Genomic DNA, 13,971 nt, shown 5'->3' with positions numbered 1-13,971 from the left:
TTCAATCCACAGGCGGCAGGTACACGTACGTCAGGCGATCCAGGCCATTGCCGACAAACAGCGACAGCGGCCTGCCCAGCTGGCTGGCGCGCGAACGGCACAGGCCGTAGATCTCGTTCAGACTCGAATCGCGCGCCGACATCGGCGTCCAGCTGTGCATGCCCAGCGACCCCAGTTCGAAGATCATGTGGTCGCGGTCCTTCTCGCGGCTGAAGCTGACGGCTACCTGGCCGCGCGCTACCTGACTACGCAACCCGCCATCAGCGAACTCCAGGCGAACCGGCGTGCGCCTGAGCTTCTGGTCCGGGGTGCGCAGCGTCATCACGCCCTGACTGTAGTCGAGCACCTCGAAGGGCAGGTTGGCCCTGAGCCTCACCGGGACCCGGCAATCGACCTCGCCGCGCGCCGTGTTCTCGATCAGCGAGCGCATCGCTTCGCTGAGCGTAGGATGGCTCTTGATCGCGACATCGTTGGGGAAGGCCAACCGCAACGCGATCGGCTGGTCAGGTTGATCCGCGAGGGTCAGGGTGACGTTGCCGGTGACTGCCTGGCGCGCAGCCAGCACGGCGTCGACCGTTGCCTGCAGAGCCTCACGCCGCGCCGGGGTCAATACGTCGCCTGGCATGCGCAGGTTCACCACCCAAGGGGTCTCGTCATCGGCCCACATTTCCACTCGGGCCAGGTCGATCTGCTGTTCGGCCAGCAGGTTACGGACCGCTTCGGCGTAATACCGGTCTGCATGGCCGTGGGCGTAATTGTCGATAACCGATACCTGAAACTCCAGGCCAACTTCCTGTTCATCACAACCGGACAGCATCCCAACCAACAAGCCTGCCATGGCAATACGACGCTTCACTTGGACAACTCACCCCTCAAGGCGTCAGCCGGGGTGGCCACGCTGGCCGGCACCTTGCGCCATTGCGGAACGCCGATCAACACCACCGCGCCGATGATCACCGCCATCGCCACGCACTCCTCCACGCCGATCTGCTCGCCAGCGAACAGGATGCCTAGCAGCACCGCCACCGCCGGGTTGACGTAGGCATAGCTGGTGGCCGCCGCCGGGCGCACATGCTTGAGCAGGTACATGTAGGCACTGAAGGCCAGGATCGAACCGAAGAACACCAGGTAGAGCAACGCCCCCCAGCCGGCAGCGGTCGGCATCTGGGTCATGCGTTCACCGCTGAGCGCGCTGCCCAGCAGCAGCGCCGCGCCGCCCACCAGCATTTCGGCGGCACTGGCCATCGGCCCGGCCGGCAGCGGCAGGCTCTTGCTCCACACTGAACCGAAGGCCCAGGACGCTGCAGCAAACAGGATCAGCGCCGCGCCCAGCGGGCTGGCCTGCAGGTTGGAGCCCAGGTTGAGCAGGCCGATGCCGGCCAGGCCAAGGCCGATACCGGCCCATTCCAGACGCGTGTTGCGGTGCCCGAAAAATCGCCCGAACACCAGGGTGAACAGCGGCACGGTCGCCACCGCCAGAGCTGCGACCCCGGACGCCACGCCCGCATGTTCGGCCAGGGTCACGCCGCCGTTGCCGCAGCTGAGCAGCAATATGCCGATGGCCCCGGCGGCCTTCCATTGCGCCCAGCTGGGCGCCGGCACCCCGCGCCAGCGCAGAAAGCCATACAGCAGGCTGCCGGCAATCAGAAAGCGCACCCCGGCCATCAGCAGCGGTGGCCACGACTCGATACCGATGCGGATCACCAGATAAGTCGACCCCCACACCAGGTACAAGGCCAGGAAGGCACCGATCAGCACCAGCGGAAAGCGACGGGAGGCAGGCATGGGAGGCTCGAAATCAGGGTTTTGGAGCTGTAGTTTAGAAAGCCAAACGGGTAATTTTAAGTTACAAACCCTGTTTATACGGCCACCATACTTTCGAAAAAACGGATGTTTGCCCGATTCGCCATCGTTTCAACACCTGGTACCCACGCCCCATGGACAAGTACGATCGCATGCTCCTCGCCGCCTTGCTCGACAACGGCCGCGCCTCCTTCGCCGAACTGGCGCGCAAGGTCAACCTGTCGGCCCCGGCGGTGGCCGAGCGGGTGGCCAAGCTCGAGGCCAGCGGGGTCATCACCGGCTACCAGGCCAAGGTCGACATGAGCCGGATCGGCTTGCCGATCCAGTGCGTGATCGAGCTGCGCCTGGCCAGCCACGGCAACCAGCAGACCTATGAGGACCTGGCGCGTATCCCGCAGATCACCGAGTGCCACCGGGTCACCGGCGATCCGTGCGTGATCATGCAGGCGGCGGTCGGCTCGATGCCGGAACTCGAAGAGCTGATCAACCACGTGGCGCAGTTCGGGTTCAGCAAGACCTCGATCATCCTGTCCAGCGCGGTAGAGCGACGGGTGCCGCTCGGCCAGCTCGACAGCAACGGCAAGAAAGCCTAGCGGTAGCGCTTGAGGGTTTCGGCAACCTTGGCTGCCGGGACCTTCTGCAGGCTGCAGAACAGCGGGTGCGACACCTCGCTGATACCGTGGCGCTGGCGCAGTTCGCCGGCCAGGTGCTGGGCCAGGTTGGCGGCCATCTCGGCATCGGCCATGGCCCGGTGAGCGGTGCCGGTGTCGGGCAGCCCGGCCCAGCGCGTCAGGGTGCCGAGCTTGTGGTTCGGCGCAGCCGGCAGCAGGCGCCGCGAGAGCAGCATCGAACAGGCGAACGACTGCACCCGCGAGCGTCCGATCAGGCTCAGTTCGTAGTCCCAGAACTTCTGGTCGAACGAGGCGTTGTGCGCCAGCAAGGGCGTGCTGCCGACGAACTCGGCCACCTCGTTCATCACCTGCGCATTGGCCGGCGCACTGCGCAGCATGGCGGTAGTGATGCCGGTCAGCCCGGCGACAAAGGCCGGTACCGGCACGCCGGCATTCATCAGGCTCTGGTAGCGATCGACGATGCGCCCGCGTTCGAGCATCACCACCGCCACTTCGGTAGCGCGGCAGTAGGCACCCGGCGAGATGCCGGTGGTTTCAAAGTCGATGACCGCAATACGTTCCACAAAAACCTCGGGTAGCTCTCAGTGCTTGAGCAGGAGTGCGCCTTCGATGGGCACATAGCGGGTGGCGGCGCGAATCAGAGAGTTGGCGGTGAGCCCCGGTACGCCATAGGCCACCGCTTCGGCGCCATGACGGTTGATCACCCGTTCCAGCAGCAGGTCGAAATCGCCATCGCCGGAGGCCAGCACCACTTCGTCGACCCGCGAGGCGGCGTCGATCACGTCCAGGGTGATGCCCACGTCCCAGTCGCCCTTGGCCGAGCCGTCGCTGCGCTGGATATAGGGTTTGAGTTTGACCGTGAAACCGAGGTTGCGCAGGATCTGCTGAAACTGCTGCTGCTTGCTGTCGCCGCGGTCGATGGCATAGGCCACCGCCTCGACGATCTCGCCGTCCTGGCTGACGTGCGCCCAGAAGGCGGCGTAGTTGAAATGACAACCATAGGCCTGGCGCACGGTGTAGTAGAGGTTCTGGACATCGGCGAACACCGCAATCTTCTTCACCGCACTTCCTCGTCACGCCAGGGGCCGGCCCCGCATACCGGGGCCGTTTCGGCGCCCAGTATGCCAGCCTGACGGCAGTACGGGTATGTGCGCGGCTCAGACGAAGGAATCGTCGTCCGAAAAGAAGCCGCCGCCATCGTCACCGTAGTCGGTGTCCATGAAGCCGCCCTGATCATTGCCGTAGCCACCGTTGTCGGCGGTCAGGCGCTGCTCGTCGTTACCGCCCCAGCCGCTGTCGCTGGCCGGTGCCGGCGCTTCGTTGATGATCTCGGTGACTTCCTGGGGCTGCGACCCGTGGTGCCCGAACAGGCTGCTGATACCCTGCGCCAGCATCACCCCGCCTGCCACGCCGGCGGCGGTCTGCAGTGCACCGCCCAGAAAGCTGCTGGCGCCGCCGCGGGCCGGTGCGGCCTGGGGCGCGGCGTTGAAACCCTGCTGCTGAGGGGCCACGCCGGGCCCGCCAAAGCCGCTGGCCGGTTCACGCCAGCCACCACCACTGGTGGCAGGTGCCGGGGCCGGCTGGGCCGCGCGCTGCGGCTGCGGCTCGGGTTGCCGTGCCCCCCCGCCGAAGATGCTCGACAGGAAGCCGCCGCTGCTCGGCGCAGTGGCCGCCACCTGTGCGCGGGCCTGGTTCAGATCGGCCTGCAATTGCCTGTTCTGTTCATCGAGGCGCTTGAGCGCGGCCTCCTGCACCAGAATCGCCTGGGCCATGTAGTAAGGGGCCGACGGCTGTTGCTGCAGGTGCTCGGCAATGCGCGCCTGGGCCTGGGCATCACGCGGTGCGCCTTCGCTCTCGGCTTGCTTGAGGCGGCCGAACAGGCCGTCGATCAAGGTTTGTTCTTCGTGGTTCATGGGGCGACCTCACTGGATAGCCGGGGGATTACAGGTGAGCACTAGATGGGGTTCCAGCATGGGCGATTCAATCGGCCCGCGGCATGAAACTTTGTTCAGGTTCGACCGCTGGGCTAAAGTAGCGGCCTGCTCTGTCACTGCGATATCGACTGATGAATCCGCTTAGCGTTCTGCAAGACTCCTTGTATTTCTTCCGCCGCCACCTGCTGAGCATCGCCAAGCTGTGCCTGCCGCTGATCGTCATCGAAACGCTGCTGGCCCAGGCGATCTATGCACAGTTCGGCAGCCAGACCCGTACCCTGGCCTACGGCATGCTGCTGGGCCTGGTGTTCTACCCGCTCTACAGCGGCGCACTGATCCTCTACCTGGACGCCCGCAGCCAGGGTGAAGAGCCGCGCAAGCGCGACCTGCTGGCCATGTCGCTGCGCCTGTGGCCCTCGTTCGCGCTGCTGATGATCGTCTGCCTGCTGCTGATCGTGGCCGGCTGCGCGCTGTTCATCCTTCCGGGCATCTGGGTGATGGTCAACCTGGTGTTCGCCGAGTACCTGCTTGTGCTGCGCGGCCTGCAACCGCTGCCGGCCATGCGTCAGAGCTTCGAGCTGTGCAAGGGCCACTTCTGGCAGATCCTGGTGTGCATGATCGTGGCCATGATCCCGTTGTGGCTGATCGATGCGCTGACCCGCAGCCTGATCGGAGAAGAGCCCGAGCTGTGGCTGGAACTGCTGGTGGGCAGCTTCAACGGCTTCCTCACCCTGTTCAGCACCCTGGTGAGCTTTCGCATGTTCATGCTGGTCACCGAGCCGCCGCTGGCCCGCGACCCGAGCTGAACCAAGCAGGCGACGAACGGCTCGGGTATGCTGCGGGTTCACCTGCGACGCCAAGCCGAGCCGATGATCCGACTACTGCGCAATGCCCTGCTGACCCTGCTGCTGATACTTGCCCTGCTGTGGCTGCTGGCCAGTCACCTGAGCTGGCAACCCGAGCCGCGCGAGGCCCTGCCGGTGGCCTGCCGTGGCACGGCCACGCCGCTGGTGCCGGGCCAGATGCTCAAGGTCATGAGCTGGAACATCCAGTACCTGGCCGGCAAGGGCTACGTGTTCTGGTATGACGAAGGCCGGGGCAGTGACACCCGCCCTACCGAACAGGACCTGGCGTTCAACCTCGACGAGGTGGCGCGGGTGATCCGCGCCGACAACCCCGACATCGTGCTGTTGCAGGAACTGGACACCAACGCCAAGGCCAGCGCCTACCAGGACCAGCTGGCCCTGCTGCGCGAGCGCCTGGCCGACCTCTACCCCTGTGCGGTGCAGGCCTACGACTGGAAGGCGGACTTCGTGCCCGACCGGCATGTGTTCGGCAGCGTCGGCCGCGGCCTGGCGACCCTGAGCCGCTACCCCATCCAGCAGGCCGAACGCCTGGCCCTGCCCTCGGCCCCCGACAACGCCCTGAGCCGCCTGCTGCAGCCGCAACAGGCGGTGCTGGCCAGCTACCTGCCGCTGCGTGATGGCGGCTCGCTGGCGGTGCTCAACACCCACCTGGCGCCCTTCGTTCCCGGCAGCGATATCCAGCGCCAGCAGGTGCGCCAGCTCGGCGCGCTGCTCGACAAGCTGGAAAGCCAGGGCACGCCGTGGCTTATCGGTGGCGACTTCAACCTGCTGCCGCTGGGCCAGTACCGCCGGCTCACCCCCGAGCAGCGCCAGCACTATGGCGCCGACAGCGACCTGCACTTGCTGTGGGAAAAGTATCCGATGATCCCCAGCAACGCCGAAGCCGGTGGCGCCGAGCGCAGCGCCTGGCTGACCCACTACCCCAACGACCCGCGCCTGAACGGCCCGGACCGCACCCTGGACTACCTGTTCCACAGCCCCAAGCTGCAGCGCCTGAGCGCCCGGGTGCTGCAGCAGGACACCCTGCAGATTTCCGATCACCTGCCGCTGAGCGCGCGCCTGCTGTTGCCGACGCCGCCCTAGCGACTACTTGCGCGGTTTGGCCCGCGCGGTGGCTTCGGCCACCAGCGGGTCGTCCGGCCAGTAGTGCTTGGGGTAGCGGCCCTTGAGGTCCTTCTTCACTTCGGCGTAGGTGCTGCGCCAGAAATTGGCCAGGTCCTGGGTCACCTGCACCGGGCGCCGTGCCGGTGACAGCAGGTGCAGCAACACCTGCTGGCGGCCCTGGGCGATGCGCGGGGTTTCGGCCAGGCCGAACAGTTCCTGCAAGCGCACCGCCAGAATCGGCGGCGTCTCGCTGTAGTCCAGGCGGATGTTGGAACCCGAGGGCACGCCGATGTGCACCGGAGCCCATTCGTCCAGGCGCTGCGGCAGCGGCCAGGGCAGCAGGTTGCGCAGGATGGACGACAGGTCGAGCTGGGCAAAATGACTGAGCCGGGTGACCTTGCCCAGGTAGGGTTGCAGCCAGTGCTCAAGGCTGGCCAGCAAGGCCGCGTCGCTCAGGTCAGGCCATTCGCTCTGGCCTGCCGCCGCAACATCCAGCCCGCGCAACAGTGCCACCCGCGCCTGCCACTGGCGCAGTTCCGGGGTCCAGGGCAGCAGCTCCAGGCCCTTGCGCCGCACCAGGTCAAGCAGCGCCCGCGCACGCGCATCCTCGCCCAGCCCGGTCAGCGGCTCGCGGCTGAGCACCAGTTCGCCGACCTTGCGCTGGCGCTCGGCACGCAGCACGTTCTCACGCTCGTCCCAGTCCAGTTGATCCACGTGGCGCACCTGCTCGGCGAGCACGTCGTCGAACAGCGCCGGGTCGAATTCGGCCGCCAGGTAGATGCGCTCTTCGCGCTGCCCCTGGCGGCTGCCGAGGTCGGCGATCACCAGCCAGGGTTGCTTCATCAGCGCGTCGGCCTCACCGAACAGCGCCGCACGCCCGTTGGCCAACCGGTACTCGGCGCCGCCGGCACGGCGCTGCAGGGCGACCCGATCGGGGTAGGCCAGCGCCAGCAGGGCACCGAGCCAGCGGGAATGTTCGGGGTCGGCCACGGCCGCGCCGGCCTTGCCGCGCAGGTAGCTGCGGTACTGGCGGGACAGTTGTCGCGCCCGCTGCACCCCGCCTTGCCCACCTCGGGCTGCACGGGTTTCGCCACTGAGCAGGGCCAGCCGGCTGTGCAGGTCGGCGCCCGCCCCGCGCAGAATGTCGCGCTCGCCCAGCAGTGCCGCCACATCGCAGGCCATCTGTGCCAGGCCAAGGTCCTGGCCGCGCAAAAGCAGGTGTGCGATGCGCGGGTGTGCCGGCAACTCGGCCATGGCCTGACCATGCTCGGTCAGCGCCAGCAACTGCCCCGGCCTGAGCGCCCCCAGGCGCACCAGCAGGTCCTGGGCCTGGGCATAGGCCGCCGCCGGTGGCAGGTCGAGCCAGCACAGCTGCGCCGGGGCCACGCCCCAGCGGGTCAATTGCAGGGCCAGCCCGGCAAGGTCGGCCTGCAGGATCTCGGCGCTGCCGTAGGCAGCCAGTTGGTCATGCTGGGCCTCGGACCACAGCCGATAGCACACGCCCGGCTCCAGGCGTCCTGCGCGCCCGGCCCGCTGGGTGGCGCTGGCGCGCGAGATGCGCTGGGTATCGAGGCGGGTCATGCCGCTGCCGGGGTCAAAACGCGGCACCCGCGCCAGCCCGGCGTCGATCACCACCCGCACGCCGTCGATGGTCAGGCTGGTTTCGGCGATGTTGGTCGCCAGCACCACCTTGCGCAGGCCCGCGGCCGGCGCCTCGATGGCGGCGCGCTGGGCCGCGAGATCGAGTTCACCGTGCAGCGGGCACAGCAGGATCTCGCGCCGCTCACCCAGGGCCTCCTGCAAGGCCTGGTGCACACGGCGGATCTCGGCCTGGCCAGGCAGGAACACCAGCAGGCTGCCCGGCTCGTCGGCCAGCGCCTGCAACACCGTGTCGACCACCCGCGGCTCGACGAACTCGCCGGGCTGGAACGGCCGCCCCCAGCGCATCTGCACCGGGTACATGCGCCCTTCGCTGCTGATTACCGGGGCGTCGTCGAGCAACGCAGACAGGCGCTGCCCTTCCAGCGTGGCGGACATCAGCAGGATCTTCAGCGGCGGCTCGTCACGCAGCAGCTCGCGGCCGTTGAGGCTCAGGGCCAGGGCCAGGTCGGCATCCAGGCTGCGCTCGTGAAATTCGTCGAAGATCAACAGGCCCACCCCGTCCAGCGCCGGGTCGTCCTGCAGGCGCCGGGTGAGGATGCCTTCGGTGACCACTTCGATGCGGGTGCGCGGGCCGACCTTGCTGTCCAGGCGAATGCGGTAACCGACGGTTTCGCCCACCGCCTCGCCCAGTTCGCTGGCCAGCCGCTCGGCTGCCGCGCGGGCAGCCAGCCGGCGCGGTTCGAGCAGCAGGATGCGCTGGCCGGCCAGCCACGGCTCATCGAGCAGGGCCAGTGGCACGCGGGTGGTCTTGCCGGCGCCCGGCGGTGCCTCGAGCACGGCTTCGTGGCGCTGCTGCAAGGCGGTGCGCAAGGCCGGCAGCACGGCATCGATTGGCAATGAACTCATGAATTCCCCCGAACAAGCCCGGCAGTATAAAGGAATGCAGGGCATGCCCTCACCAACGCGCCGGTTACCAACGACGCCTGCTGGCCTAGCCATCGCATAACCGGCAAAATCGTCCCGTTAAAGCGAGGCGGAACGGCACGATGCCCCTGCCCGGAGACATTTTGAGACTGCGCCCATGCTCGACAAAGAAGCGCTTGACCACCTGACCACTCTGCTCAATCGACAAGGCAGCGGCCTGTACGATGCCTCCGACAAACTGCTGGGGATCATGGGTGGCGAGTTATCCCACGAAAAAAAGCAACAGGCTTCCAAAGTGCATGAGGCTGCCACTAGCTTGCGCGCGCTGATCCCCCCTGGGCGAACCCCAGCCTGGCTTGACGAACTGATCAAGTGCATCACCGGCTACGCCCAGAGCAAGCGGCCCACCCCGGACTTCATGCGCGATCTGGTGACGCTGTTGCCACAGATCAAATGCCATCAGTGGATGCTGGATCAGACACGCCCTGAAGGTATCGATTTCGAAGCGATTTTCGAACACTACAAGGCCAGCAACCGGCTGCCCGAGCTGTTTGACCGCATTATCGAACTGTTGAACAGCATCAGCGCCAGCGACGCTATCGACAGCAAAGCCATGAGCGACGCGCTGTCGAACATCATCGCCACGCTGCAGCGGAGCAAAATGGGGACTTACTTCTGCCTCAACAGCGCATGGGAGTTTCTCTGCGCCTTCCTTCAGAACTACGCATGGATCGAAGTCTCCAAGCTTCCCGTAGTGGGCCCACTTTTCCAGGCCTTGGAAAAAACCATCAAGGAAACCGCCACGGCGATGACCACCCTGCATGCGGATGTGCATGGCGAAATGACCCGCCGAGCGGAGCAGGACGTGAAGTTCGTGAAAGACACCAAGCGGCTGTTCAGCACCTACGGCGACAAAGCCAACCTGCTGATCAGCAGCGAAGGGGGAAATGGGCTGATTGCACAGGCCTGACATGAATACGTCGGTTCTCGCCGATCCGTATTGATCAGTAAAGAACTGCCCATAGCCCTCGAACAATCGGCCGAGTATAACGGCGAACCGAGCCTGCCTTATCATGGTCTTAGCTGCACCCTCCGGCATTTCGCCGGTAGCGGTGCGGCCTACTTTGCGGAGATTCACATGCGTATTCCTTCACGCCTTATCGGCGGTGCCGTGGTTGCTGCCCTGCTGACCCAGCTGACGGCTTGCGGCACCCTGTTCTTTCCCGACCGTCGCGGCCAGATCGAAGGCAAGGTCGATCCGGTGATCGTGGCACTGGATGCCATCGGTATCCTGTTCTACGTGATCCCCGGGCTGATCGCCTTCGGCGTCGACTTTGCCACCGGCGCCATCTACCTGCCCGGCGGCAAGACCGCCCAGGTCGACCCGCACACGCTGAACAAGGCCATCGCTGCCGATGGCAAGGTCGACAAGGTGCGCCTGCAGGCCATCCTGGAGAGCGAGCTGGGCCAGCGCCTGCCGCTGAACGACCCGCGCCTGATCCAGCACAAGGGCAGCGTTGAACAACTGGCGATGTACGGCCTCAAGCCCGCCGCCTGACCGCCCGCACAAGGACGACCGATGAACACCAGCGCCGAACACGCCCGCCTGCTGCGCCTGGCGACCAATGCCTCCCTCGGGGTCGCCAGCATCCTGATCGTGAGCAAGGCGGTGGCCTGGTGGCTCAGCGGCTCGGTCAGCCTGCTGGCCGGCCTGACCGACTCGATGCTCGACGGCGTGGCCTCGTTCCTCAACCTGCTCGCGGTGCGCTATGCCCTGCGCCCGGCCGATGACGATCATCGCTACGGGCACGGCAAGGCCGAGGCACTGGCCGGCATGGCCCAGGCGCTGTTCATCGGGGTGAGTGCGGTACTGATCGGCGTACAGGCGGTCGAACGCCTGAAAAATCCCACGCCGCTGGGTGATGCCACGGTGGGCATTGTCGTGATGCTGCTGTCGCTGGGGCTGACCGTCGCCTTGCTGATGGTGCAGGCCAGGGTGGTGCGCCTCACCGGCTCGACCGCCGTGCGCGCCGACTCGCTGCACTACCGCTCCGACCTGCTGCTCAATGCCAGCATCCTGGTCGCGCTGGTGCTGGCGCGGTTCGGCTGGCCACAGGTGGATGCGTACTTTGGGCTGGGCATCGCGCTGTACATTCTATGGAGTGCCTTGCAGATCGCCCGTGAAAGCTCGGCCATCCTGATGGACAAGGAGCTGCCCGGCGAGGTGAGCGAGCAGATGATGACACTGGTGTGCGCGGTGCCTGGCGTGCAGGGCGCGCATGACCTGCGCACCCGGGTGTCGGGCAACCACTGGTTCGTTCAGGTGGACCTGGAGCTGCCGGGCACCTTGACGCTGACCGAGGCCCACGTGCTGTGCGATGCGGCAGCGGCGGCGATCCGCCGGGAGTACCCCAAGGCCGAAGTGCTGGTGCATGCCGACCCGGTGGAGTGACAAGCAGCCCCTTCGCCGGCAAGGCCGGCGCCTACGGGATTCACGCTGTGCGTGTAGGAGCCGGCCTTGCCGGCGAAGCTGTTGCGCTTCAGTTGACGCTGTAACCGCGCCCGCTCAAACACGCCCCCAGCGCCCGTCGATAGGTGTCCGTCACCTGCGCCGCAGGCGCGTAGGTCGCCGATGCCGGGTCGAACCCGGTCTGCTGCACCGCCCAGCGGTGACACTGGTAGCGGTCCTGATCGACCTGCTGTGGCGACTGCCCGTTGGCCGGGTAGGCAATCACGTCATAACCATTGCCCGGTTGCGCCGGCGCCGCAGCCATCGGCGGGCTTACCACCACATAGTCGCGGCTGTCGTCCAGGTACTGGTAATAGGTGCCTGCAGCCAGAAAGAACAGCGCACTGCCCACCCACACCTGCCGCGCATAGTCGGGCAGGTAGTTCACCCGTACCCCGTAAGGCGGCGCCACCACCACGTAATGCGGCCCCTGCGGGCGATACCAGTAACCACCGGAATAGTAATAGTCACTGCCACGATACGGCACGCGCCGGTACGGTTCCGGGAAGCGGTCTATGGTGTGCCCCGGCCGATACTGAGGCCCGGGGCCCCAGCCATTGCCGTGCCCTTCGCCAGGGCGCTGCCCCGGCCCGCCGGCCTGCCAGTGCTGATTGGCGTCATTGCGCCGCGGCACGTCCTGATAGTACCCCTGGCGTGGCGGCTGGGTCTGGCGGACCTCGTCCGGGCGCGCGTTGAGCGGCGAGGACGCAGGCGGGCGCTCGCCGCCATTGGGGTCCTGCTGTGGTCCGCGACGCTCGTCCTGGGCCTGTGCGCCCAGGCTCAGGCAAAGCAGACCAACACCTGCCAACTGCCAGATGCGCGACTTCATGCTGTTTCTCTCCCGCTGGCATTCATGGCCTACTCTATCAGGCCGCCTGCCACGCGCCAGCAGGCGCCAGATGAAATTGCGGACATTAAAAAAGGGTGACCCTGAGGCCACCCTTCGAGATTTTCGTCCGTGCTCGGCGCTTGTGACGCCGGCTCACCTCACGCTGTCTTGTGAACAGTGTGCAGCCCGGGGGCCGAGCACAACCCGGTGGGGTTGCTGGCCGCAGCGCCCCTGATTGGGGCCGCCGCTGTGGACATGTGTCCGGGCAGTGATTCTGTTGACCATCATAGGCAAGCGCCGCGACAGAGGATTGCGAAAATTGCTCAACAAAACATTACTTGCGCAATTTTTAACTAAGGATTGATAATCCGCAGCAATCGAAACAGAAAAGGCTTCATTCATGAGCAAGCTCGACCGATACGACCTGAGCATTCTTGCCGAATTGCAGCGCGATGCGCGCATCTCCAACCAGGAACTGGCCGAACGGATCGGCCTGTCGCCCTCGCCCTGCTCGCGGCGGGTAAAGCAACTGGAGGACGATGGCTACATCTCGCGCCAGGTCGCCCTGCTCGACCGCAAGAAGCTGGGCCTGAGCCTCACCGCCTACGTGCTGATCGGCATGGACCGGCACACCCCCGAGCGCTTCGAAACCTTCGAGGCCGCCATCCGCAGCCTGCCCCAGGTGCTGGAGTGCAGCCTGGTCACCGGCATGGATGCCGACTACCAGCTCAAGGTGGTGGTGCCAGACATGGATCACTACCAGAAGCTGCTGCTCGGCCACCTGACCCGCATCGAAGGCGTCACCAGCGTGCGTTCAAGCTTCGTGCTCAACCAGGTGCTGGCCAGCACCGAGCTGCCCCTTACGCACCTGCGTTAGTCAGCGCTGCGGGCCGGGCGTATAATCGCGCGCTTCAACCTGGCGGAGAAGATCGATGGATCCTGCGTTGTTCGAAGAATGGATGATGACCATCCTGGTCACCATCCTGATTGGTTTCATGGGTTTCATCGTCTGGGACCTGGCGAAAAAATCCAAGGCTGGCAAGTTCGGCACCTTCATCCTGTTTTTCGTGCTGGGCCTGGGCATTCTCGCCTTCGTCATCAAGAGCGTGGTCATCGGCTTCATCGAAGGCGTCTAGCGCCGCGCCGGCACCTCGCGCCAGCAGCCCTGGTCCAGCCCATCCAGGCTCCAGTCGCCGATCCGCACGCGCACCAGGCGCAGGGTCGGCAAGCCTACCGCCGCGGTCATGCGTCGCACCTGCCGGTTGCGCCCCTCCTTGATCACCAACTCCAGCCAGGCGGTCGGCACGCTCTTGCGAAAGCGTACCGGCGGGTTGCGCGGCCACAGTTGCGGCTCTTCCAGATGACGCGCCTGGGCCGGCAAGGTCATGCCGTCATTCAGTTGCACCCCCTCGCGCAAGCGCTGCAGCTGCTCCTCGGTCGGCTCGCCCTCCACCTGTACCCAGTACGTCTTGGGCAACTTGTGCCTGGGGTCGGCAATGCGCGCCTGCAACTGGCCGTCATTGGTCAGCAGCAACAACCCTTCGCTGTCGCGGTCCAGACGCCCGGCCGGGTATACGCCCGGTACATCGATGAAGTCCTTGAGGGTGGCGCGGCCCTCGCCGTCGCTGAACTGGGTCAGCACGTCGAAGGGCTTGTTGAACAGGAGCAGGCGCGGCGCGGCCGGCGGCGCCTTGGCCTGGCGACGCGGGCCGGCGGGTTTGGCCGCGGCGGGCCGCGGCTTGGAACGGGGGGGTAACGGCATGGGGCC

Annotated in this window: 16 protein-coding genes; 8 read left to right on the top strand and 8 right to left on the bottom strand. The window is 66.1% G+C overall.

The features are described 5' to 3' along the window. Position 1: 1 nt before the first annotated feature. On the bottom strand, positions 2-856 hold the full coding sequence (locus tag ACPRTJ_RS13750) for a hypothetical protein (protein ID WP_146094979.1): 855 nt from the start codon (positions 854-856) through the stop codon (positions 2-4). After that, a complete protein-coding gene (gene yedA / locus ACPRTJ_RS13745) occupies positions 853-1,785 on the bottom strand; it encodes a drug/metabolite exporter YedA (protein ID WP_058540581.1) in 933 nt (310 codons plus the stop codon). Before yedA ends, ACPRTJ_RS13750 begins: the two co-directional genes overlap by 4 nt. Before the next feature lie 152 nt (positions 1,786-1,937). Between yedA and ACPRTJ_RS13740 the strand changes: the two genes are divergently transcribed. Beyond that, positions 1,938-2,396 (top strand): Lrp/AsnC family transcriptional regulator, encoded by a 459-nt coding sequence (locus ACPRTJ_RS13740; RefSeq protein WP_043863869.1) that lies wholly within the window; start codon positions 1,938-1,940, stop codon positions 2,394-2,396. Here ACPRTJ_RS13740 and ACPRTJ_RS13735 read toward each other — a convergent pair. The 3 genes from ACPRTJ_RS13735 to ACPRTJ_RS13725 all read right to left on the bottom strand — a co-directional run bounded on the left by ACPRTJ_RS13735 (position 2,393) and on the right by ACPRTJ_RS13725 (position 4,348). Further along, a complete protein-coding gene (locus ACPRTJ_RS13735; RefSeq protein ID WP_043863870.1) occupies positions 2,393-2,998 on the bottom strand; it encodes a 3'-5' exonuclease in 606 nt (201 codons plus the stop codon). The genes ACPRTJ_RS13740 and ACPRTJ_RS13735 overlap by 4 nt on opposite strands. A gap of 18 nt (positions 2,999-3,016) precedes the next feature. Further along, a complete protein-coding gene (locus tag ACPRTJ_RS13730; protein ID WP_043863871.1) occupies positions 3,017-3,496 on the bottom strand; it encodes an NYN domain-containing protein in 480 nt (159 codons plus the stop codon). 96 nt (positions 3,497-3,592) lie between these two features. After that, a complete protein-coding gene (locus tag ACPRTJ_RS13725) occupies positions 3,593-4,348 on the bottom strand; it encodes a DUF2076 domain-containing protein (RefSeq protein ID WP_123753486.1) in 756 nt (251 codons plus the stop codon). Between the two features lie 152 nt (positions 4,349-4,500). On the opposite strand from ACPRTJ_RS13725, the gene ACPRTJ_RS13720 reads away from it, so the two are divergent. Together ACPRTJ_RS13720 and ACPRTJ_RS13715 are read left to right on the top strand one after the other, a co-directional pair. Next, entirely contained in the window at positions 4,501-5,175 is a 675-nt protein-coding gene (locus tag ACPRTJ_RS13720) for a hypothetical protein (protein WP_043863873.1), read from the top strand. Positions 5,176-5,238: 63 nt separating this feature from the next. Beyond that, entirely contained in the window at positions 5,239-6,318 is a 1,080-nt protein-coding gene (locus ACPRTJ_RS13715) for an endonuclease/exonuclease/phosphatase family protein (RefSeq protein WP_426427010.1), read from the top strand. A gap of 3 nt (positions 6,319-6,321) precedes the next feature. Here ACPRTJ_RS13715 and hrpB read toward each other — a convergent pair whose 3' ends face one another. After that, a complete protein-coding gene (gene hrpB, locus ACPRTJ_RS13710) occupies positions 6,322-8,847 on the bottom strand; it encodes an ATP-dependent helicase HrpB (RefSeq protein ID WP_426427009.1) in 2,526 nt (841 codons plus the stop codon). A 175-nt stretch (positions 8,848-9,022) separates the two neighbouring features. Here hrpB and ACPRTJ_RS13705 point away from each other — a divergent pair, with 175 nt between their 5' ends. From ACPRTJ_RS13705 to ACPRTJ_RS13695, 3 genes are all read left to right on the top strand, one after another. Further along, on the top strand, positions 9,023-9,835 hold the full coding sequence (locus ACPRTJ_RS13705; protein ID WP_116052297.1) for a hypothetical protein: 813 nt from the start codon (positions 9,023-9,025) through the stop codon (positions 9,833-9,835). Positions 9,836-10,003: 168 nt separating this feature from the next. Next, on the top strand, positions 10,004-10,423 hold the full coding sequence (locus ACPRTJ_RS13700) for a hypothetical protein (RefSeq protein WP_043863875.1): 420 nt from the start codon (positions 10,004-10,006) through the stop codon (positions 10,421-10,423). Between the two features lie 21 nt (positions 10,424-10,444). Then, positions 10,445-11,317: a cation diffusion facilitator family transporter gene (locus ACPRTJ_RS13695; RefSeq protein WP_100634112.1), complete on the top strand. Its 873-nt coding sequence runs from the start codon at positions 10,445-10,447 to the stop codon at positions 11,315-11,317. 88 nt (positions 11,318-11,405) lie between these two features. Here ACPRTJ_RS13695 and ACPRTJ_RS13690 read toward each other — a convergent pair whose 3' ends face one another. Continuing rightward, positions 11,406-12,203 carry a DUF6515 family protein gene (locus tag ACPRTJ_RS13690; protein WP_253086437.1) on the bottom strand — a complete coding sequence of 266 codons (798 nt, stop codon included), beginning with the start codon at positions 12,201-12,203 and terminating at the stop codon, positions 11,406-11,408. 400 nt (positions 12,204-12,603) lie between these two features. Here ACPRTJ_RS13690 and ACPRTJ_RS13685 point away from each other — a divergent pair, with 400 nt between their 5' ends. Both ACPRTJ_RS13685 and ACPRTJ_RS13680 read left to right on the top strand, forming a co-directional pair. Continuing rightward, positions 12,604-13,080 carry an Lrp/AsnC family transcriptional regulator gene (locus tag ACPRTJ_RS13685; protein WP_043863878.1) on the top strand — a complete coding sequence of 159 codons (477 nt, stop codon included), beginning with the start codon at positions 12,604-12,606 and terminating at the stop codon, positions 13,078-13,080. Between the two features lie 55 nt (positions 13,081-13,135). After that, the gene (locus ACPRTJ_RS13680; RefSeq protein ID WP_043863879.1) at positions 13,136-13,339 is read left to right on the top strand and encodes a DUF2788 domain-containing protein; all 204 of its coding nucleotides are present in this window, start codon (positions 13,136-13,138) and stop codon (positions 13,337-13,339) included. Here ACPRTJ_RS13680 and ACPRTJ_RS13675 read toward each other — a convergent pair. Then, entirely contained in the window at positions 13,336-13,965 is a 630-nt protein-coding gene (locus ACPRTJ_RS13675) for a pseudouridine synthase (RefSeq protein ID WP_043863880.1), read from the bottom strand. The genes ACPRTJ_RS13680 and ACPRTJ_RS13675 overlap by 4 nt on opposite strands. Between the last annotated feature and the right edge of the window lie 6 nt (positions 13,966-13,971).

The sequence above is a fragment of the Pseudomonas palmensis genome (genome assembly GCF_049942755.1).
GTDB classification, from domain to species: domain Bacteria; phylum Pseudomonadota; class Gammaproteobacteria; order Pseudomonadales; family Pseudomonadaceae; genus Aquipseudomonas; species Aquipseudomonas palmensis.
The sequence above is the reverse complement of the archived record's forward strand: the minus strand, read 5'-3'. Positions and strand labels throughout refer to the sequence as shown.

Coding starts and splice junctions, on each gene's coding strand:
- yedA (WP_058540581.1), bottom strand. CDS start 1,785: ATGCCTGCCTCCCGTCGCTTTCCGCTGGTGCTGATCGGTGCCTTCCTG.
- ACPRTJ_RS13740 (WP_043863869.1), top strand. CDS start 1,938: ATGGACAAGTACGATCGCATGCTCCTCGCCGCCTTGCTCGACAACGGC.
- ACPRTJ_RS13725 (WP_123753486.1), bottom strand. CDS start 4,348: ATGAACCACGAAGAACAAACCTTGATCGACGGCCTGTTCGGCCGCCTC.
- ACPRTJ_RS13720 (WP_043863873.1), top strand. CDS start 4,501: ATGAATCCGCTTAGCGTTCTGCAAGACTCCTTGTATTTCTTCCGCCGC.
- ACPRTJ_RS13715 (WP_426427010.1), top strand. CDS start 5,239: ATGATCCGACTACTGCGCAATGCCCTGCTGACCCTGCTGCTGATACTT.
- hrpB (WP_426427009.1), bottom strand. CDS start 8,847: ATGAGTTCATTGCCAATCGATGCCGTGCTGCCGGCCTTGCGCACCGCC.
- ACPRTJ_RS13705 (WP_116052297.1), top strand. CDS start 9,023: ATGCTCGACAAAGAAGCGCTTGACCACCTGACCACTCTGCTCAATCGA.
- ACPRTJ_RS13700 (WP_043863875.1), top strand. CDS start 10,004: ATGCGTATTCCTTCACGCCTTATCGGCGGTGCCGTGGTTGCTGCCCTG.
- ACPRTJ_RS13695 (WP_100634112.1), top strand. CDS start 10,445: ATGAACACCAGCGCCGAACACGCCCGCCTGCTGCGCCTGGCGACCAAT.
- ACPRTJ_RS13690 (WP_253086437.1), bottom strand. CDS start 12,203: ATGAAGTCGCGCATCTGGCAGTTGGCAGGTGTTGGTCTGCTTTGCCTG.
- ACPRTJ_RS13685 (WP_043863878.1), top strand. CDS start 12,604: ATGAGCAAGCTCGACCGATACGACCTGAGCATTCTTGCCGAATTGCAG.
- ACPRTJ_RS13680 (WP_043863879.1), top strand. CDS start 13,136: ATGGATCCTGCGTTGTTCGAAGAATGGATGATGACCATCCTGGTCACC.
- ACPRTJ_RS13675 (WP_043863880.1), bottom strand. CDS start 13,965: ATGCCGTTACCCCCCCGTTCCAAGCCGCGGCCCGCCGCGGCCAAACCC.